13 protein-coding genes and 1 other RNA gene are annotated in these 14,214 nt (G+C 74.6%); 6 read left to right on the top strand and 8 right to left on the bottom strand.

What is annotated here, in order from left to right; translation table 11 throughout:
• Window positions 1–365 precede the first annotated feature (365 nt).
• Window positions 366–1,388: a small ribosomal subunit Rsm22 family protein gene (locus tag ACIP5M_RS22645; protein ID WP_401199720.1), complete on the top strand. Its 1,023-nt coding sequence runs from the start codon at window positions 366–368 to the stop codon at window positions 1,386–1,388.
• A gap of 34 nt (window positions 1,389–1,422) precedes the next feature.
• On the opposite strand, the gene ddaH is transcribed toward ACIP5M_RS22645, so the two are convergent.
• Entirely contained in the window at window positions 1,423–2,262 is an 840-nt protein-coding gene (ddaH, locus tag ACIP5M_RS22640; protein ID WP_401199718.1) for a dimethylargininase, read from the bottom strand.
• Window positions 2,263–2,395: 133 nt separating this feature from the next.
• Between ddaH and ACIP5M_RS22635 the strand changes: the two genes are divergently transcribed.
• Complete coding sequence (locus ACIP5M_RS22635) at window positions 2,396–3,067, top strand: TetR/AcrR family transcriptional regulator (RefSeq protein ID WP_401199716.1); 672 nt, start codon at window positions 2,396–2,398, stop codon at window positions 3,065–3,067.
• A gap of 164 nt (window positions 3,068–3,231) precedes the next feature.
• Complete coding sequence (locus ACIP5M_RS22630) at window positions 3,232–3,981, top strand: bifunctional DNA primase/polymerase (RefSeq protein ID WP_401199714.1); 750 nt, start codon at window positions 3,232–3,234, stop codon at window positions 3,979–3,981.
• Window positions 3,982–4,457: 476 nt separating this feature from the next.
• On the opposite strand, the gene yaaA is transcribed toward ACIP5M_RS22630, so the two are convergent.
• On the bottom strand, window positions 4,458–5,258 hold the full coding sequence (yaaA, locus tag ACIP5M_RS22625; protein WP_401199712.1) for a peroxide stress protein YaaA: 801 nt from the start codon (window positions 5,256–5,258) through the stop codon (window positions 4,458–4,460).
• 149 nt (window positions 5,259–5,407) lie between these two features.
• Between yaaA and ACIP5M_RS22620 the strand changes: the two genes are divergently transcribed.
• Complete coding sequence (locus ACIP5M_RS22620; RefSeq protein ID WP_401199711.1) at window positions 5,408–6,859, top strand: RNB domain-containing ribonuclease; 1,452 nt, start codon at window positions 5,408–5,410, stop codon at window positions 6,857–6,859.
• A 64-nt stretch (window positions 6,860–6,923) separates the two neighbouring features.
• On the opposite strand, the gene ACIP5M_RS22615 is transcribed toward ACIP5M_RS22620, so the two are convergent.
• Window positions 6,924–7,787, bottom strand: a complete 864-nt coding sequence (locus ACIP5M_RS22615; protein WP_401199709.1) for a hypothetical protein — start codon at window positions 7,785–7,787, stop codon at window positions 6,924–6,926.
• Window positions 7,784–8,518 (bottom strand): MerR family transcriptional regulator, encoded by a 735-nt coding sequence (locus ACIP5M_RS22610; RefSeq protein ID WP_401199707.1) that lies wholly within the window; start codon window positions 8,516–8,518, stop codon window positions 7,784–7,786. The genes ACIP5M_RS22615 and ACIP5M_RS22610 overlap by 4 nt, the downstream gene beginning before the upstream one ends.
• Window positions 8,519–8,595: 77 nt before the next feature.
• On the opposite strand from ACIP5M_RS22610, the gene rnpB reads away from it, so the two are divergent.
• An RNA gene (gene rnpB / locus ACIP5M_RS22605) (RNase P RNA component class A) lies at window positions 8,596–8,997 on the top strand.
• A 57-nt stretch (window positions 8,998–9,054) separates the two neighbouring features.
• Here the strand turns inward: rnpB and ACIP5M_RS22600 are convergent.
• From ACIP5M_RS22600 to ACIP5M_RS22585, 4 genes are all read right to left on the bottom strand, one after another.
• Entirely contained in the window at window positions 9,055–9,621 is a 567-nt protein-coding gene (locus ACIP5M_RS22600) for a Uma2 family endonuclease (RefSeq protein ID WP_401199705.1), read from the bottom strand.
• 151 nt (window positions 9,622–9,772) lie between these two features.
• Window positions 9,773–11,248, bottom strand: coding sequence for a bifunctional RNase H/acid phosphatase (locus ACIP5M_RS22595; protein WP_401199703.1), 1,476 nt, complete (start codon window positions 11,246–11,248; stop codon window positions 9,773–9,775).
• A complete protein-coding gene (locus ACIP5M_RS22590; RefSeq protein WP_401199974.1) occupies window positions 11,248–11,991 on the bottom strand; it encodes a zinc ribbon domain-containing protein in 744 nt (247 codons plus the stop codon). Before ACIP5M_RS22590 ends, ACIP5M_RS22595 begins: the two co-directional genes overlap by 1 nt.
• A complete protein-coding gene (locus ACIP5M_RS22585) occupies window positions 11,988–12,845 on the bottom strand; it encodes a Nif3-like dinuclear metal center hexameric protein (RefSeq protein WP_401199701.1) in 858 nt (285 codons plus the stop codon). Before ACIP5M_RS22585 ends, ACIP5M_RS22590 begins: the two co-directional genes overlap by 4 nt.
• A gap of 243 nt (window positions 12,846–13,088) precedes the next feature.
• On the opposite strand from ACIP5M_RS22585, the gene ACIP5M_RS22580 reads away from it, so the two are divergent.
• Window positions 13,089–14,213: a hypothetical protein gene (locus ACIP5M_RS22580; protein WP_401199700.1), complete on the top strand. Its 1,125-nt coding sequence runs from the start codon at window positions 13,089–13,091 to the stop codon at window positions 14,211–14,213.
• The last annotated feature ends 1 nt before the right edge of the window (window position 14,214 follow it).

The following is a 14,214-nucleotide window of genomic DNA, read 5'->3' as shown; positions in this document are numbered from 1 at the left end:
CGGGCCCCCCGCCCAGCCATGGGCACGGCGCCGCCCTCGGGCTCCCGGCCGCCCGGCGCGGCGCCGTCATCGGACTCCCGGCCGGCCATCGCTGCGGCGCCATGCCCGGGGCCCCCGCCGAGCCACAGGTGCGGCGCCGCTGCCGGGGGCTCCGCCCCCGGGCCCCCGCGCCTCAAACGCCGGCGAGGCTGGTTTTCCCTGATGCCGTCCCCACCCGGGAGCCGCGCCCGCGTATGGGGCACGAGCCACATCCAGCCCCGCCGGCGTTTGAGGCGCGGGGCGCGGGGCGGAGCCCCGGTCCTCAGCCCGCGCCCGCGCACTCGGCCGGGGGCCACAGGGGGACAGGGGCGCCGTAAACTTCGGTGGTGAACGCCTCCGCCCCCACCACCGCCGAGACCCTCCGCAGCGCCCTCGCGGGGTTGCTCGAAGGGCTCCCGCCGAAGCAGGCCTCCGCCGCCGTCGAGCGGCTCATCGCCAGCTACCGGGGGCAGACCCCCACCGACGCCCCCGTCCTGCGCGACCGCTCGGACGTGGCGGCGTACGCCGCATACCGCATGCCCGCCACCTTCGAGGCGGTCCAGGCCGCCCTCGACGCCCTCGCGGAGGCCGCCCCGGACTGGGCCCCCGCCTCGCACGTGGACGTCGGCGGCGGCACCGGCGCCGCGACCTGGGCGGTGGACGCCACCTGGGACGGCCCCCGCACGACCACGGTCCTCGACTGGGCGGAGCCCGCACTGGCCCTCGGCAAGGAGCTGGCGGCGGCCTCCGGCTCGCCCGCGCTCCGGGCAGCGGACTGGCGGCGGGCGGTCATCGGCTCCGGGCTGTCCCTGCCCGACGCCGACCTGGTGACCGTTTCGTACGTACTGGGAGAGCTGACGCCCGACGCCCGCACGGCCGTCGTCGCCGAGGCGGCCCGCGCGGGCCGGGCCGTGGTGCTGATCGAACCCGGCACCCCGGAGGGCTACCTCCGCATCCGCGAGGCCCGCGACCAGCTGATCGCGGCCGGGCTGCACGTGGCCGCCCCCTGCCCGCACGACGGGACCTGCCCGATCGAGGTCGGCCGGGACTGGTGCCACTTCTCGGCGCGCGTCAGCCGTTCCTCCCTGCACCGCCAGGTCAAGGGCGGCTCCCTCCCCTACGAGGACGAGAAGTTCAGCTACGTCGCCGCGACCCGCTTCCCGGCCCGGCCGGCCCCCTTCCGGATCACGCGGAAGCCGCAGATCCGGAAGGGTCTCGTCCTGCTGGACCTGTGCGGTCCCCGGGACGGGGACGCGTCAGGCCTGACCCGGGCCACCGTGACCAAGCGCCACGGTGACCTCTACAAGGCGGCGCGGGACGCCGACTGGGGCCAGGACTGGCCGCCGGCCACGACGGCCGGGGACCGGTAGAGCCGCTGCCAGGTCCGCCAGGCCGCCAGGGCCGCTAGGGCCGCAGCTCCTGCGTACAGCACTTCACGCTGCCGCCGCCCTTGAGCAGCTCCCCCAGGTCCATCGGGATCGGCTCGAACCCGCGGTCGCGCAACGGCGCCAGCAACCCGGTCGCCCCCTGCGGCAGCAGCACGTGCCGGCCGTCCGAGACCGCGTTCAGCCCCAGCGCCGCCGCGTCCTCGGCGTCGGCGAGCAGCGCGTCCGGGAAGAGCCGGCGGAGCACGGCCTGGCTGCCCGCCGAGAAGGCGCCGGGGTAGTACATGACCTCGTCGCCGTCGAGGACGCTGAGCGCCGTGTCCAGGTGGTAGTACCGCGGGTCCACCAGGTCGAGGCCGATGACCGGGCGGCCGAAGAACTCCTGGGCCTCGTCGTGCGAGAGCGGGCTGGAGCGGAAACCGCGGCCGGCCAGGAGGTAGCTGGCGGTGACGGCGAAGTCCCCCTCGCCCTCGTTGACGTGGGACGGTTCGTGGACGTCCTGGTAGCCGTGTGCGCGGAACCAGTCGAGGTGGATCTCGGCCTCGGGGGCGCGTTCCGGATAGGCGAACCGGGCACCGAGCACCCGGCCGTCGACGACCAGGGCCCCGTTGGCCGCGAAGACCATGTCGGGCAGCGCGGGATCCGGTACGAGGGTCTCGACGGTGTGACCGAGGGAGCGGTAGCGGTCCCTGAGGTCCTCCCACTGGGTGAGTGCGAGGGGCAGGTCCACCGGTTTCGTGGGGTCCATCCACGGATTGATGGAGTACGTGACCTTGAAGTGCGCGGGTGGGCACATCAGGTAGCGCCGGGGTGTGGCGTCTCTGCGCAAAGAAGGCTCCTCACGACTTACACGACTCACGACGAGTAGTGGAGAGAATCGTCTCTCCTCAAGCGGGACAGCGCAGTGAACTGATTGGGTGGTTTACGGGACCAGAGGAAGACCAGGGGAAGACCAGGGGAAGACGAGACGTCTCGGTTGATAGTTTGGCGGCATGCCCAAGACCCCCGACGCCACCCGCCGCAGCGACCGCTCCCGGCGGGCCATCCTCGACGCCGCGCTCGCCCTCGTGGGAGAGGTCGGCTACAACAAGCTGACGATCGAAGCCATCGCGGGACGCGCCGGGGTCGGCAAGCAGACCATCTACCGGTGGTGGCCGTCGAAGGCCGACGTCCTCCTCGAGGCCTCCCTCACGCTCGCCGGGGACGCGGAGACGGCGGCCGAGTGGACCGGCTTCCCGGACACGGGCGATCTCGCGGCCGACCTGAAATACGTCCTGCGGGCGACGGTGGACGAGCTGAACGACGAGAAGTACGCGGCCCCGGCACGCGCCCTGACGGCCGCGGGGGCCGCCGACCCCGAACTGGGAGCCCGCTTCCGCGAGCAGCTGCTGGAGCCGCAGCTCGCCCTGTACGAGGCGCGGTTGCGCACGGCGAGGGAGGCCGGCCTGCTCGTGCCGGACGCGGACCTGCGACTGACGGTGGAGATGCTGCTCGGTCCGCTGACGTACCGGTGGCTGCTGCGGACGGCGCCGCTGACGCACCGTTATACGGACGAGCTGGTGGACCGGGTGCTGGGCGGGGTGGCGGTCGCGGCGGCGGACGGAGTGGTGGATGGAGTGGCGGACGGGGTGGCGGACGGGGTGGCAAACGTCACCGCGGACTAGACGCACCGGAGCCCACACGAGCCCAATTGCCCGAATTTCGCGGTTATCTGGGGGTTACCGGTCGCCCATCCCGAACCCCCCGGTCGCGGAGAGCGGTCACCCGGGGCGCAGGATGGTGGGACCATGTGAAGGTGCGCCGGGGCAACCGTGAGGTGAGGGGATAGATGGGGTCCGAGTCCGGCCGCGTCAAACGCGGCGAGCAGAGCAGGATTTCCCAGTGGCTGCGCCGGCGGCAGAAACCCGCCGCCGAAGACCCCGGACGCGAGCGCGAGGCGCTCCTCCTGGCCGTCGCCGCCGCCGGTCTGCCGCTCGCCCCCGCCGCCCATCCCGCCGGCTACCGGTGTTCGTGCGACCGGATCGGCTGTCCGACGCCCGCACGGCACCCCCTCTCCTTCGCCTGGCAGACGCAGTCGACCACCGATCGCGCGCAGGTCGAACGCTGGGCACGCAACCAGCCCCAGGCCAACTTCATCACCGCGACCGGCATGGTCCACGACGTACTCGACGTCCCGCTGGAGGCCGGCGCCGCCGCCCTCGCCCGCCTGCTGGAGGCCGGCATCGAGGTGGGCCCGGTCGCCGAGTCGGGCGGTACGGGTGACCAGGCGCGCATGCTCTTCTTCACCGCGACGCGGGGTACGCCGGAGGACGAGGACGAGTGGTGGCCGTGCGAACTGGACTGCCACCCCGAGACGATGGACGAGCACCCCGGACTGCGCTGGCACTGCCGCGGCAGCTACGTCCTGGTCCCGCCGGCGGCCCTCCCCGGTGACCAGTCGGTGAGGTGGATCCGTGGCATGGAGCACCCCCTCCCGGACCCGCTCACCCTCCTGGAGTCCCTGACGGACGCCTGCGCCCAATACGCGGGCACCACCGCCCAGACCCCGGCCACCGTAGCCTGGCCCCTGGGCCGCTGACCCCACCGAGCCCCCCGGAGCTCCACCCCGCGCCTCAATCGCCGGCGAGGCTGGGTTTCGCCCTGCCGCGCGCATACGTGCGGCTCCAAGATGCGGGGCTCCGCCCCGCACCCCGCGCCTCAAACGCCGGCGAGGCTGGAGTGGGTGCGGCTTCAAGATCGAGGCTCCGCCCCGCGCCTCGAACGCCAGCGGGGCTGGAGTGCGTGCGGCTTCAAGACCAGCGGGGCTGGTTGTGACGACCTGTGCTGCTCAGTGCCGCTGAGGGGGCGCGAGCCGCATCCGAAAGCCGACCTCGGCCCAATCCAGCCTCGCCGGCGTTTGAGGCGCGGGGGCTCGGGGGCGGAGCCCCCGCAGCGGCGCCGCAGAGGCACCGCACCTGCCGATCCGGCCTCCGCCGCCCGACCCAGCCGCGCCGGCGATTGAGGCGCGGGGCAGACCCGCCGCAACGGCGCCACGCCCCGCCCGGTCGGCGGCGGTCAGTGGATCTGGGTGACGATCACGTCGAGGGACCACGCCTTGCCCGGCTTCGCGGGAGCCTCGGCCTCGACCACGTAGGACAGGTCCCGCAGGGCCGTCACCAGGTCCGCCGGCGACGCGGGGGCCGCCCCCGCGAGCAGCAGGTCCCGGACCAGCCGCCCCTTGGTCGCCTTGTTGAAGTGGCTGACCACCGACCGCTTCTCCACCCCGTCCACCGTCTGCGAGTGCAGCACCCGCACCGTCGCCGTCCGCCCCGCCACCTCCCCCTTCGGCTTCCACGCCGACGCGTACGCCGACGACCGCAGGTCCAGCACCAGCCCCTCCCCCGCCGCCTCCGGCATGACCGAGGCCATCGGCTCGCGCCAGTACGCCCCCAGCGCTCCCAGCCCCGGCAGCTTCACGCCCATCGAGCAGCGGTACGAGGGGATCCGGTCGGTGATCCGCACCGCACCCCACAGGCCCGAGAAGACCAGCAGCGCGTCCTCGGCCGCCGTGCGCGCCGCCGGCGTCAGGTCGGCGAGGCCCAACGCGTCGTACAGGACCCCGGTGTAGATCTCCCCCGCCGGCCGGGCCACCGCCGAGCGCAGCTCCGCGTTCTTCGCGACCTCGCCCCGCAGCCCCTCGCTCAGGCCGAGGACCTCGCGCGCCTTGAGCTCGTCCGCCCCGCACAGCTCGACCAGCTCGTCCAAGACCGCCGCGCGCGCCGCGGCCAGGCCGGGCAGCGACAGCGTCTCCGGCTTCAGGGGTGCGCCGGAGCCGCCGGCGGCCTTTCCTTCGGACGGCGGCAGCAGCACGAGCACGGTGGTTCTCCTTCAACACGACACGACGCGGGGGATGCGGCCCCGGAGCCAGGGTAGACGGCCCGCGGGCCCGGCCCGGCCCCCGAGCCGGGCCCGCCCCGACCGCCCGACCCCGCGCACATCGCCCGGCCAGGGCCTACGCTCGGTCCATGCCACGCCGTCACCTGCACATGACCGGCGCAGACGGGGTTGCCCTGCGAGCCGCGCTGCGTGACCTGCGGACCGAGCTGGACGTGCCGCGGGAGTTCCCCGCCGAGGCGCTCGCCGAGGCCGAGCGCGCCGCCGGGGCGCCCCGCCTGTCCGAGACCGGCGCCGACGACGCCACCGACATCCCCTTCTTCACCGTCGATCCCCCGGCCTCCGTCGACCTCGACCAGGCGATGCACCTGGCGAAACGATCCTCCGGCGGCTACCGCGTCCACTACGCCATCGCCGACGTCGCCGCCTTCGTCACCCCCGGCGGCCCCCTCGACAGGGAGGCACACCGCCGCGTCACCACCCTCTACTTCCCCGACGGGAAGATCCCGCTGCACCCTGCCGTGCTCTCGGAGGGCGCGGCCAGCCTGCTGCCGGACCAGACCCGCCCCGCGCTGTTGTGGCGGCTCGACCTCGACGCCGAGGGCCGGGTCGAGACGACCGATGTCCGCCGTGCCCTGGTCCGCAGCCGGGCCAAGCTCGACTACGAGGGCGTCCAGAAGGCCATCGACACCGGTACCGCGGAAGAACCCCTCGCCCTCCTCAAGGACATCGGCCGGCTCCGCGAGGCCCTGGAGGTGGACCGCGGCGGCGTCTCGCTGAACGTGCCCGAGCAGGTCGTCGTCGCACACGACGGCACCTACTCCCTCGCCTACCGGGCCCCGCTCCCCGCCGACGGCTGGAACGCCCAGATCTCCCTCATGACCGGCATGGCGGCCGCCGACCTGATGCTGGCCGCCGGAACCGGCATCCTGCGGACCCTCCCCACCGCCCCCGACGGCGCCGTCGGCAAGCTGCGCCGGGCGGCGAAGGCCCTGCGGATCGACTGGCCCCACCACGTCCCGTACGCCGAACTCGTCCGCTCCCTCGACCCGCACCGCCCCGACCACGCCGCCTTCCTCCAGGAGTGCACGGCCCTGCTGCGCGGCGCGGGCTACACCGTGTTCACCGGCGGCGAGCGCCCCGACCCGGCGATCCACTCCGCGGTGGCGGCCCCGTACGCCCATACGACCGCGCCCCTGCGCAGGCTCGTCGACCGGTACACCGGCGAGCTGTGCGTGGCGGCGGTGGCCGGGGCCGAACCCCCCGAGTGGGCGGTGGCGGCGCTGGCGGCGCTGCCGCAGGAGATGGCGAGCGGCAACCGGCTGGCCAACGCGGCGGAGCGGGAGTCCGTGGACCTCGTCGAGGCGGCCGTGCTCAAGGACCGCGTCGGGGAGACCTTCGAGGCCACGGTCATCGACGTCAAGGACCGGGAGCCGCTGGTGGGCACCGTCCACCTCGAGGAGCCGGCGGTGGTCGGCCGCGTCGAGTCCGCGCGGGAGGCGCTGCCGCTGGGCGAGCGCATCCGGGTCCGGCTGACGCAGGCGGCCCCGGGCACGGCGAAGGTGCTGTTCGCCACCGCGTGAGCGGGTCACCGGACGGCCGGTCCCAGGCGGCCCCGGCGGCTTCTCAGGCGGCCCCGGCAGCTTCTCAGGCGGCCCCGCGCAGGGCGCTGACCAGCGCGCGTGGGTCGTCGGCGTGGAAGCGGATCGTCCGCGCCTCTCCGCGGGCCCCGAGCGGGCGGGTGAAGGCGAGCGGGCGGGCCAGCTCCAGGGTCACCGTGGTCTGGCTGCCCACGATCAGGTCGAGCACCCCGTCCTCGGAGACGGTGACCAGCCGGCCCTCCGGGTAGCGGCGGTCGACGCGGACCGAGGCCACCGCCTCCGGCGGGACGACGAGGTCGAAGAGGGCGCCGTAGCGGATCCGCAGGGACCCGTCGGTGCGGACGACGTGCGGCCGGGCGACGCAGGCGGCGTGCAGGGCGAGCACGAGCAGGATCCCGTAGAGGTCGACGACGAGCACGACCCGGTGGACCGCGGGCCAGGGGATGAGGAGGGCCAGGACGACCGTCTCGATCACCGACACGAAGAGCATTCCGTACATCATGGCCGTCTGCGGTCCGGTGTACCCGGCGGTGAGGTCGCCGTCTCGGACCCCGTGCTTGCGCCGCAGCACCCACCAGCCGAGCGAGGCGGCGGCCCGCAGCTCGTGCCGCACCAGCCGGCGCACCTGGACGGGGACGACGGTGCGCACGGCCGCCCGCCAGGCCTCCCGGGGTGCCGCTCCCCCGGCCCGAGCGGCGGCGTACAGCGCGCGCACCACCCGCGCCTCCAGCAGCAACACGGCGAGCACCAGGACCTCGGACGCCGCCACCGCCCACGCGGGGAGCCGCACGCCGGCGGCGAGGCAGCACACCACCACCAGTTCACCCGGTACGACGGCGGCTGCCACCCAGCGCGCCGCCCGCACCCCCACCCCGCTCACCCGCACCCCGCTCACCCGAATCCCCCTCATACCCGGCCCCTCTCCATGAACGCCTCCATGACCCGGCGTACGACTTCCGCCTGCGCCGGCGGGTACTCGGCGAGCAGCGCCTCCTTGAACCCCGCCGCGACCGCGCCCCCGGCGGGGATCGCGGCGAACACTTCGTCCGGGACGGCTGCGACCAGCTCGGCGGCCAGCGCCGGGATCCGGGGGTCGTCGGCCGGAGCGTCGGCCAGCTCGTCGAGCCGCTCGTACAGCGCGAGCAGGGCCGGATCGGCGGCCAGCGGCCCGAGCGCGGCGTAGAGCCGCTCCCCGGCGGGACCCGAGCCGTCGAGCAGCGTCAGGTGCTCGCGGTCCATCGCCGCACTCGGCGAGGCGGTCGGCGGCGCCTTCGCGAGCAGCGCGGCGAGCGCCGGCGAGACCGGCTCGGTCTCCCCGGGCGGAGCGGCCAGCAGGACGGCGAGCCGCCGCCGGCGCTCGGCGATCTCGGCCTGCTGGCGGGCCAGGTCGGCGTCGAGCTCTTCGAGTACGTCGGCCAGCTCCCGCCCGGCGTCGTCCGCGAGGACGTCACGCACCTCGTCGAGGCTGAGCCCGAGCTCGGTGAGCCGGCGTACACGGGCCAGCAGCACGGCGTCACGGACGCTGTAGACGCGGTAGCCGTTGGGGCGCCGCTCCGGTTCCGGAAGCAGCCCGACATGGTGGTAGTGCCGGATCGCCCGGGTGGTGACCCCGACGAGCACGGCGATCTCTCCGATCCGCATGGCCCCAGTAGAAACCCTGCCGTTGCGGCAAGGTCAAGCGAGGCCGTCGCCCCGGGTAACATGGCCACCACGGCAGACGAGTCGGCCGGACGGCCGCGTCGGGATCCTCGGATCCCGCCGAGGAACGTCCGGGCTCCACAGGGCAGGGTGGTGGCTAACGGCCACCCGGGGTGACCCGCGGGACAGTGCCACAGAAAACAGACCGCCGGGGGCCTTGGCCCTCGGTAAGGGTGAAACGGTGGTGTAAGAGACCACCAGCGCCTGAGGTGACTCAGGCGGCTAGGTAAACCCCACCCGGAGCAAGGTCAAGAGGATCCGTCCCCGGACGGATCTGCGCGAACGCTTGAGGGCTGCCCGCCCGAGTTCGCGGGTAGACCGCACGAGGCCGGCGGCAACGCCGGTCCTAGATGGATGGCCGTCTCCCCGGCGACCGCGAGGTCACCGGGTGACAGAACCCGGCGTACAGGCCGGCTCGTCTGCCGCCTCCACTCCCGTTCGGGGCTCCGGTCCGGGGCTCCGGTGCGGGAGTTTCCCGATCACAGGCCGGCGGTGTCGATCTCCACGCCGAAGGGGTCCGGGAGACGGACGGGGATCCCGAACGGATGTGGTCCATCCGCGACGGCGTAGCCGTCGGCGACCGGGTCGGAGAACAACGTCCAGCTCGCGTCCATCCGGTCGACGAGCAGGTACAGGGGGACGCCGAACTGTCCGTACCGTCGCCGCTTCTTGATCCGGTCGTCGGCCGCGTTGGACTCCGAGGTCACCTCCACCACCAGCAGTGCCTCCTCCACCGAGAGCGACTTGGCGCCCTTGGCGACGGCCTGCGGGATGATCGCGATGTCGGGCAGGTACCAGTTCTCCGTGCCCGGCAGGTCCAGGTTGCCCGAGCCCTTCACGCACTTCAGTTCACGGGCCCTGCGGGCGAGCCCGTCGCGGATCATGTCCACGGCGTTCTCGTGGTCCCAGGTGGGAGCCCTGATCTCGAATTCCCCCTCGATGAGCTGCGCGCGCACGCCGCTCTCGTTCAGGCGCTGGACGGCGAACTTCAGCGATGCCTCCCTGTCGACGGGGAGGTACTCGCGGTGCCGGTGCTGAGCGGACATCGTGGCTTCTCCCGAGGGTCTAACGGGGTGAGGACCGGCTGGGACCTTCGTGGCGGGGCCAGGCGGCGTTGCTCTGTCGGCCGGCGTACCGACACCCGTCGTGGCGCGGGTGTCGGTGGAACGGTGTCCCCCTACGGCGTGCAGGCACCGGCTACCGCAGGTGGGACGTGTCGTTCAGGAGGCGGAGCGAGGCGTTGCCGTCCGCGTAGTAGGCCACCGCCGAGAGGGAGGCCGCGGAGAGTTCCATGCGGAACAGGGACTCCGGCGGGGCGCCCAGAGCCAGGCGGACCAGGATCTTGACCGGGGTCACGTGGGTGACCAGGAGGACCGTGCGGCCCCGGTGGGCGGCCAGGAGCCGGTCGCGGGTGGCGGAGATCCGGCGGGTGGCGGCCGCGAAGCTCTCGCCGCCGCCGGTGGGGGCGGCCTTCGGGGAGTCCAGCCACGCCTGGAGGTCGTCCGGGAAGCGCTCGCGCACCTCGGCGAAGGTCAGGCCCTCCCAGGCGCCGAAGTCCACCTCGCGCAGGCCCTCTTCGACCGTGACGGGCAGGCCGAGGCGGTCGGCGACGGCCTGGGCCGTCTCGCGGCAGCGGCGCAGCGGGGAACTGACGACCGTCTGGATCGTGCCGCGGGCGGACAGCGCCTCGGCGACCGCGGCGGCCTGGCGGCGGCCGGCCGGGGACAGCTCGGGGTCGGAGCCGCCGCTGCCGGAGAAGCGCTTCTGGGGGGTGAGGGCGGTCTCGCCGTGCCGCAGCAGCACGAAGGTGGCGGGGGTCCCCATGTCGGGGGCCCAGCCCTGCCCCTGGGCGGGGGCCTCGGCGGTGTGGTCGGCCTGGCCGGGCCGCGGTGCCGGGTGGGCGTCGGGCGTCGCCCCGGCGGGCGCGGGCTCCGCGAACAGGGTGTCGGCGACCGGCTCCGCGAGCGCCGGGCCAGGGGCCGTCGTACGGGAAACGTGGGCCTGCGCGGGGCTGCCGGTGCGCGCGGGCGACGCCGCCGTGGCGGCGGGGGCCGCGGGGGCCCCGGGGGCGGCCGGGGCGGCGTGGGCCGCGGGGGCCGCTGAACCGTCCGCCGGCCTGGCCGAGACCAGGGCGGCGCGGACCGCCGCGGCTCCCTTCGCCGCGTCGCCCACAGGGCCCGACGGCGGGGCGGCCAGGGCGCGGGCCGCCGACGTGTCGAGCGCGGCCGTCGAGGCCGACGGCTCCCACTGCGCGCCGCGCTTGCCCGCGTCCATCGCCTCGTTGGCGAGCCGGTCCGCGTGCCGGTTCCGCTCGCGCGGGATCCACTCGTACGTCACCTGGGACGCGGGCAGGATCCGCGCGGCCTCCGCCGCCAGCGGCTTCATGTCCGGGTGCTTGATCTTCCAGCGGCCCGACATCTGCTCGACGACCAGCTTGGAGTCCATCCGGACCCGGACCCGCGCGTCCGGGGCCAGCTCCCGGGCGGCCTTGAGGCCGGCGATCAGGCCCTTGTACTCCGCCACGTTGTTCGTGGCGACGCCGATGTACTCGGCGCGCTCGGCCAGCGTCTCGCCCGTCGCCGGGTCGAGGACGACCGCGCCGTAGCCGGCGGGCCCCGGGTTGCCCCGGGAACCGCCGTCGGCCTCCACGACGAACGCGGCTGGTCCCTGCATCAGATGCCCGAGTCCGCCGTACGGACCAGGATGCGGCCGCAGTTGTCGTGCCGGACGACCTGGTCGCGGGCCGCGGCCTTGATCTCGTTGACCTCGGCCATGTCGAGCTCCAGGCGGCAGCCCTCGCAGCGGCGCTGGTACAGGCGCGCGGCGCCGACCCCGCCCTGCTTGACGCGGATCTTCTCGTACAGCGCCATCAGGTCGGCCGGCATGGACGCGACGATGACCTCGCGGTCCTTGGCGATCTTGGTGGCCTCGGCGTCGAGTTCGCCCGTGGCGGCGTCGCGGCGCGCGGTGGCGTCCGTCAGCTTGGCCTCGAGGGTCGCGACGCGGTCGGTGAGTTCGGTGACGCGCTCCTGCGCGGCCTCCAGGCGCTCCATGACCTCGAGGACGACGTCCTCCAGATCGGCCTGCCGCTTGGCGAGGGAGACGACCTCGCTCTGGAGGTTCGCCAGGTCCCGGGCCGAGATCCCGGCGCCGGAGTCGAGCCGCTGCTGGTCGCGGGCGGCGCGCTGGCGCACCTGGTCCACGTCCTGCTCCGCCTTGGTCTGCTCGCGGGCGGCGTCGCTCGCCTGCGTCTGGGCCGCCACGAGGAGGTCGCGCTGCTGCGTCAGGTCCTTGGTCAGCGAGTCGACCTCGGCGTGCTCGGGCAGCGACTTGCGCTTGTGGGCGAGCTGAGACAGCCGGACGTCCAGGGCCTGGATGTCGAGAAGTCGGATCTGGTCGGCGGGCTCGGCGTTCAGTTGGGGGCTCCAGAGATAGAAGGGGGTGTGACGGACGGCGCGTGCGCCGTCCACGGGTCGGTGACCGTGCGCGAGACGTGGGTCCGCAGACCCCAGCCGTGGCGCTCGGAGATCGCGTCGAGCTGCGCGGCGGCCTGCTCGCACCAGGGCCACTCGGTGGCCCAGTGCGCGGCGTCGACGAGGGCCAGCGGGCTCTGCTCGCGGGCTTCGGACACCGGGTGGTGGCGCAGGTCGGCGGTCAGGAAGACGTCCACGCCGGCGGCCCTGACCTGGTCGAAGAGGCTGTCGCCGGAGCCGCCGCTGACGGCGACGGTACGGATGACGGCGTCCGGGTCGCCCGCCACGCGGATGCCCTGCGCGGTCTGCGGCAGCCGGGCCGCGGCGCGGGCGGCGAACTCGCGCAGGGTCTGGGGGTGGTCCAGTACGCAGATCCGGCCGAGGCCGCGGCGGCCCTCCGGGTCGGTCGGGTCGGGCACCAGCGGGCCGGTGATCCGCAGGTCGAGGGCGCCGGCGAGGGCGTCGGAGACTCCGGGATCGGCGGTGTCGGCGTTGGTGTGGGCCACGTGCAGCGCGATGTCGTTCTTGATCAGCGTGTGCACGACGCGGCCCTTGAAGGTGCCGGCCTCGACGGTGGTGGTGCCGCGGAGGTAGAGGGGGTGGTGGGTGACGATCAGGTCGGCGCCCAGCTTCACCGCCTCGTCGGCGATCTCCTGGACGGGGTCCACGGCGAACAGGACCCGGGAGACCTCGGCATCGGGGTCGCCGCAGACGGTCCCCACGGCATCCCACTGCTCGGCCCGCGCGGGGGGCCAGAGAGCGTCCAGCGCTGCGATGACTTCAGAGAGACGGGGCACGGGCCAAGGCTACCGTCCGTGGCGGCCGTCCCCGCCAGGGAGAAGGGGACTCCGTCAGGAGGACCGGGCTCCGGCGCGGTCGCGCCGGACGCCGGACCCGGACGAGGGAGGCCACGGCGAGCACAATCGCCACCTCCACCACAGGCGAACCGGCGGGCGGACACCCGTACGTGTGAAGCGTGCTGGGTCGTCTTGTTCGGCTGGAAGTGCGAAAACTAGCTTCGCCCCGGAGGTGACGGCCGGATGACTGCCTGTGCCATCGAGATGACGACCACGGCCCCGTTCACGATCACCGCGGACGGTTCGTACGCCGCCCGGCTCGCGGGGGACGGAGAGGCGCGCTTCGCGGAGCGCTGGACCCTGGCCGGGCCGGAGCCGTACGCGGTGCCGCTGCCGCTCGCGCAGCCGGAAGAGGCCGACAGCGAGGTGCTGCCGCTGGCCGACGGGCGGGTGCTGATCCGCCGGCGGGTGGCGGACCGGCACGCCTTCGCGCTGCTGTACCCGACGGGCGGCGCCGCGGACGGTCCGCGTACCGGGGAACTGCAGCTGGGCGCGGTGGCGGCGCAGGACGGGCCGGGGCAGGACGGGCCGGGGCAGGACGGCGCCGGGCAGGAAGGGGACCGGGGGATCCGCCTGCTGCCGCCCTCCCCGGACGGGCGCAGCGCCTTCGCCCTGGCGGTGGCGGACACCTCCACCACCGTCTGGCAGGTGGCCGGAGGCGGCTTCGGGCCGGTCGCCCGGATCCCCGGCCGGTGTTCGGGCGGCGTCTGGCTGGACCGGGCGGGCCGGATGCTGGCCCTGGACCGGGAACTGGACGGCACCACCAAGGCCGTCGCCGTGGACCTCGGCCGCGGCGGCGAGGTCTCCCCGCTGCTCCAGATCACCGAGGACAGCGACGACCGGCTCCTGCTGGCCGACCCGGACAGCGCACTGCTGCTGATCCGCTCCGACGCGCCGGGCGAACCGCGCCTGGGCTGGGGCGTGCTGGGCAGCTCCCTGCCGGTCCGCTTCCCGGAGTGCCTGCGGATGCGGGACGCGATCCCGTTCGCGGTCCAGCCCGGGCAGGCCCTGATGCCGGAGACCTGCGGGGTCGCGCTGCGGCTGCCCGACGGGGACATCGGCCTGTGGCGCCCGGCCGACCGCCGCCTCTTCCGGCTCGGGGCGCCCGCGGGCTGGCTCGGCGGTACGGGCCTGTGGAGCCGCGAGGGCCGTCTGCACCTTCCGTACGCGACCCCGGAGGTGCCGTGCGGGATGGTGAGCCTGAGCCAGCCGGTCTGCCCGCCCCCGCCGGTGCGGCTGGACCCGCCGCCGCCCCCGCCCGAGCCGGTCCGCCCGGTGCCGCTCCAGCAGGCCCGGCTGGGCGGCTGAG

This window comes from Streptomyces sp. NPDC088762, assembly GCF_044750905.1.
GTDB lineage: Bacteria > Actinomycetota > Actinomycetes > Streptomycetales > Streptomycetaceae > Streptomyces.
The sequence above is the reverse complement of the archived record's forward strand: the minus strand, read 5'-3'. Positions and strand labels throughout refer to the sequence as shown.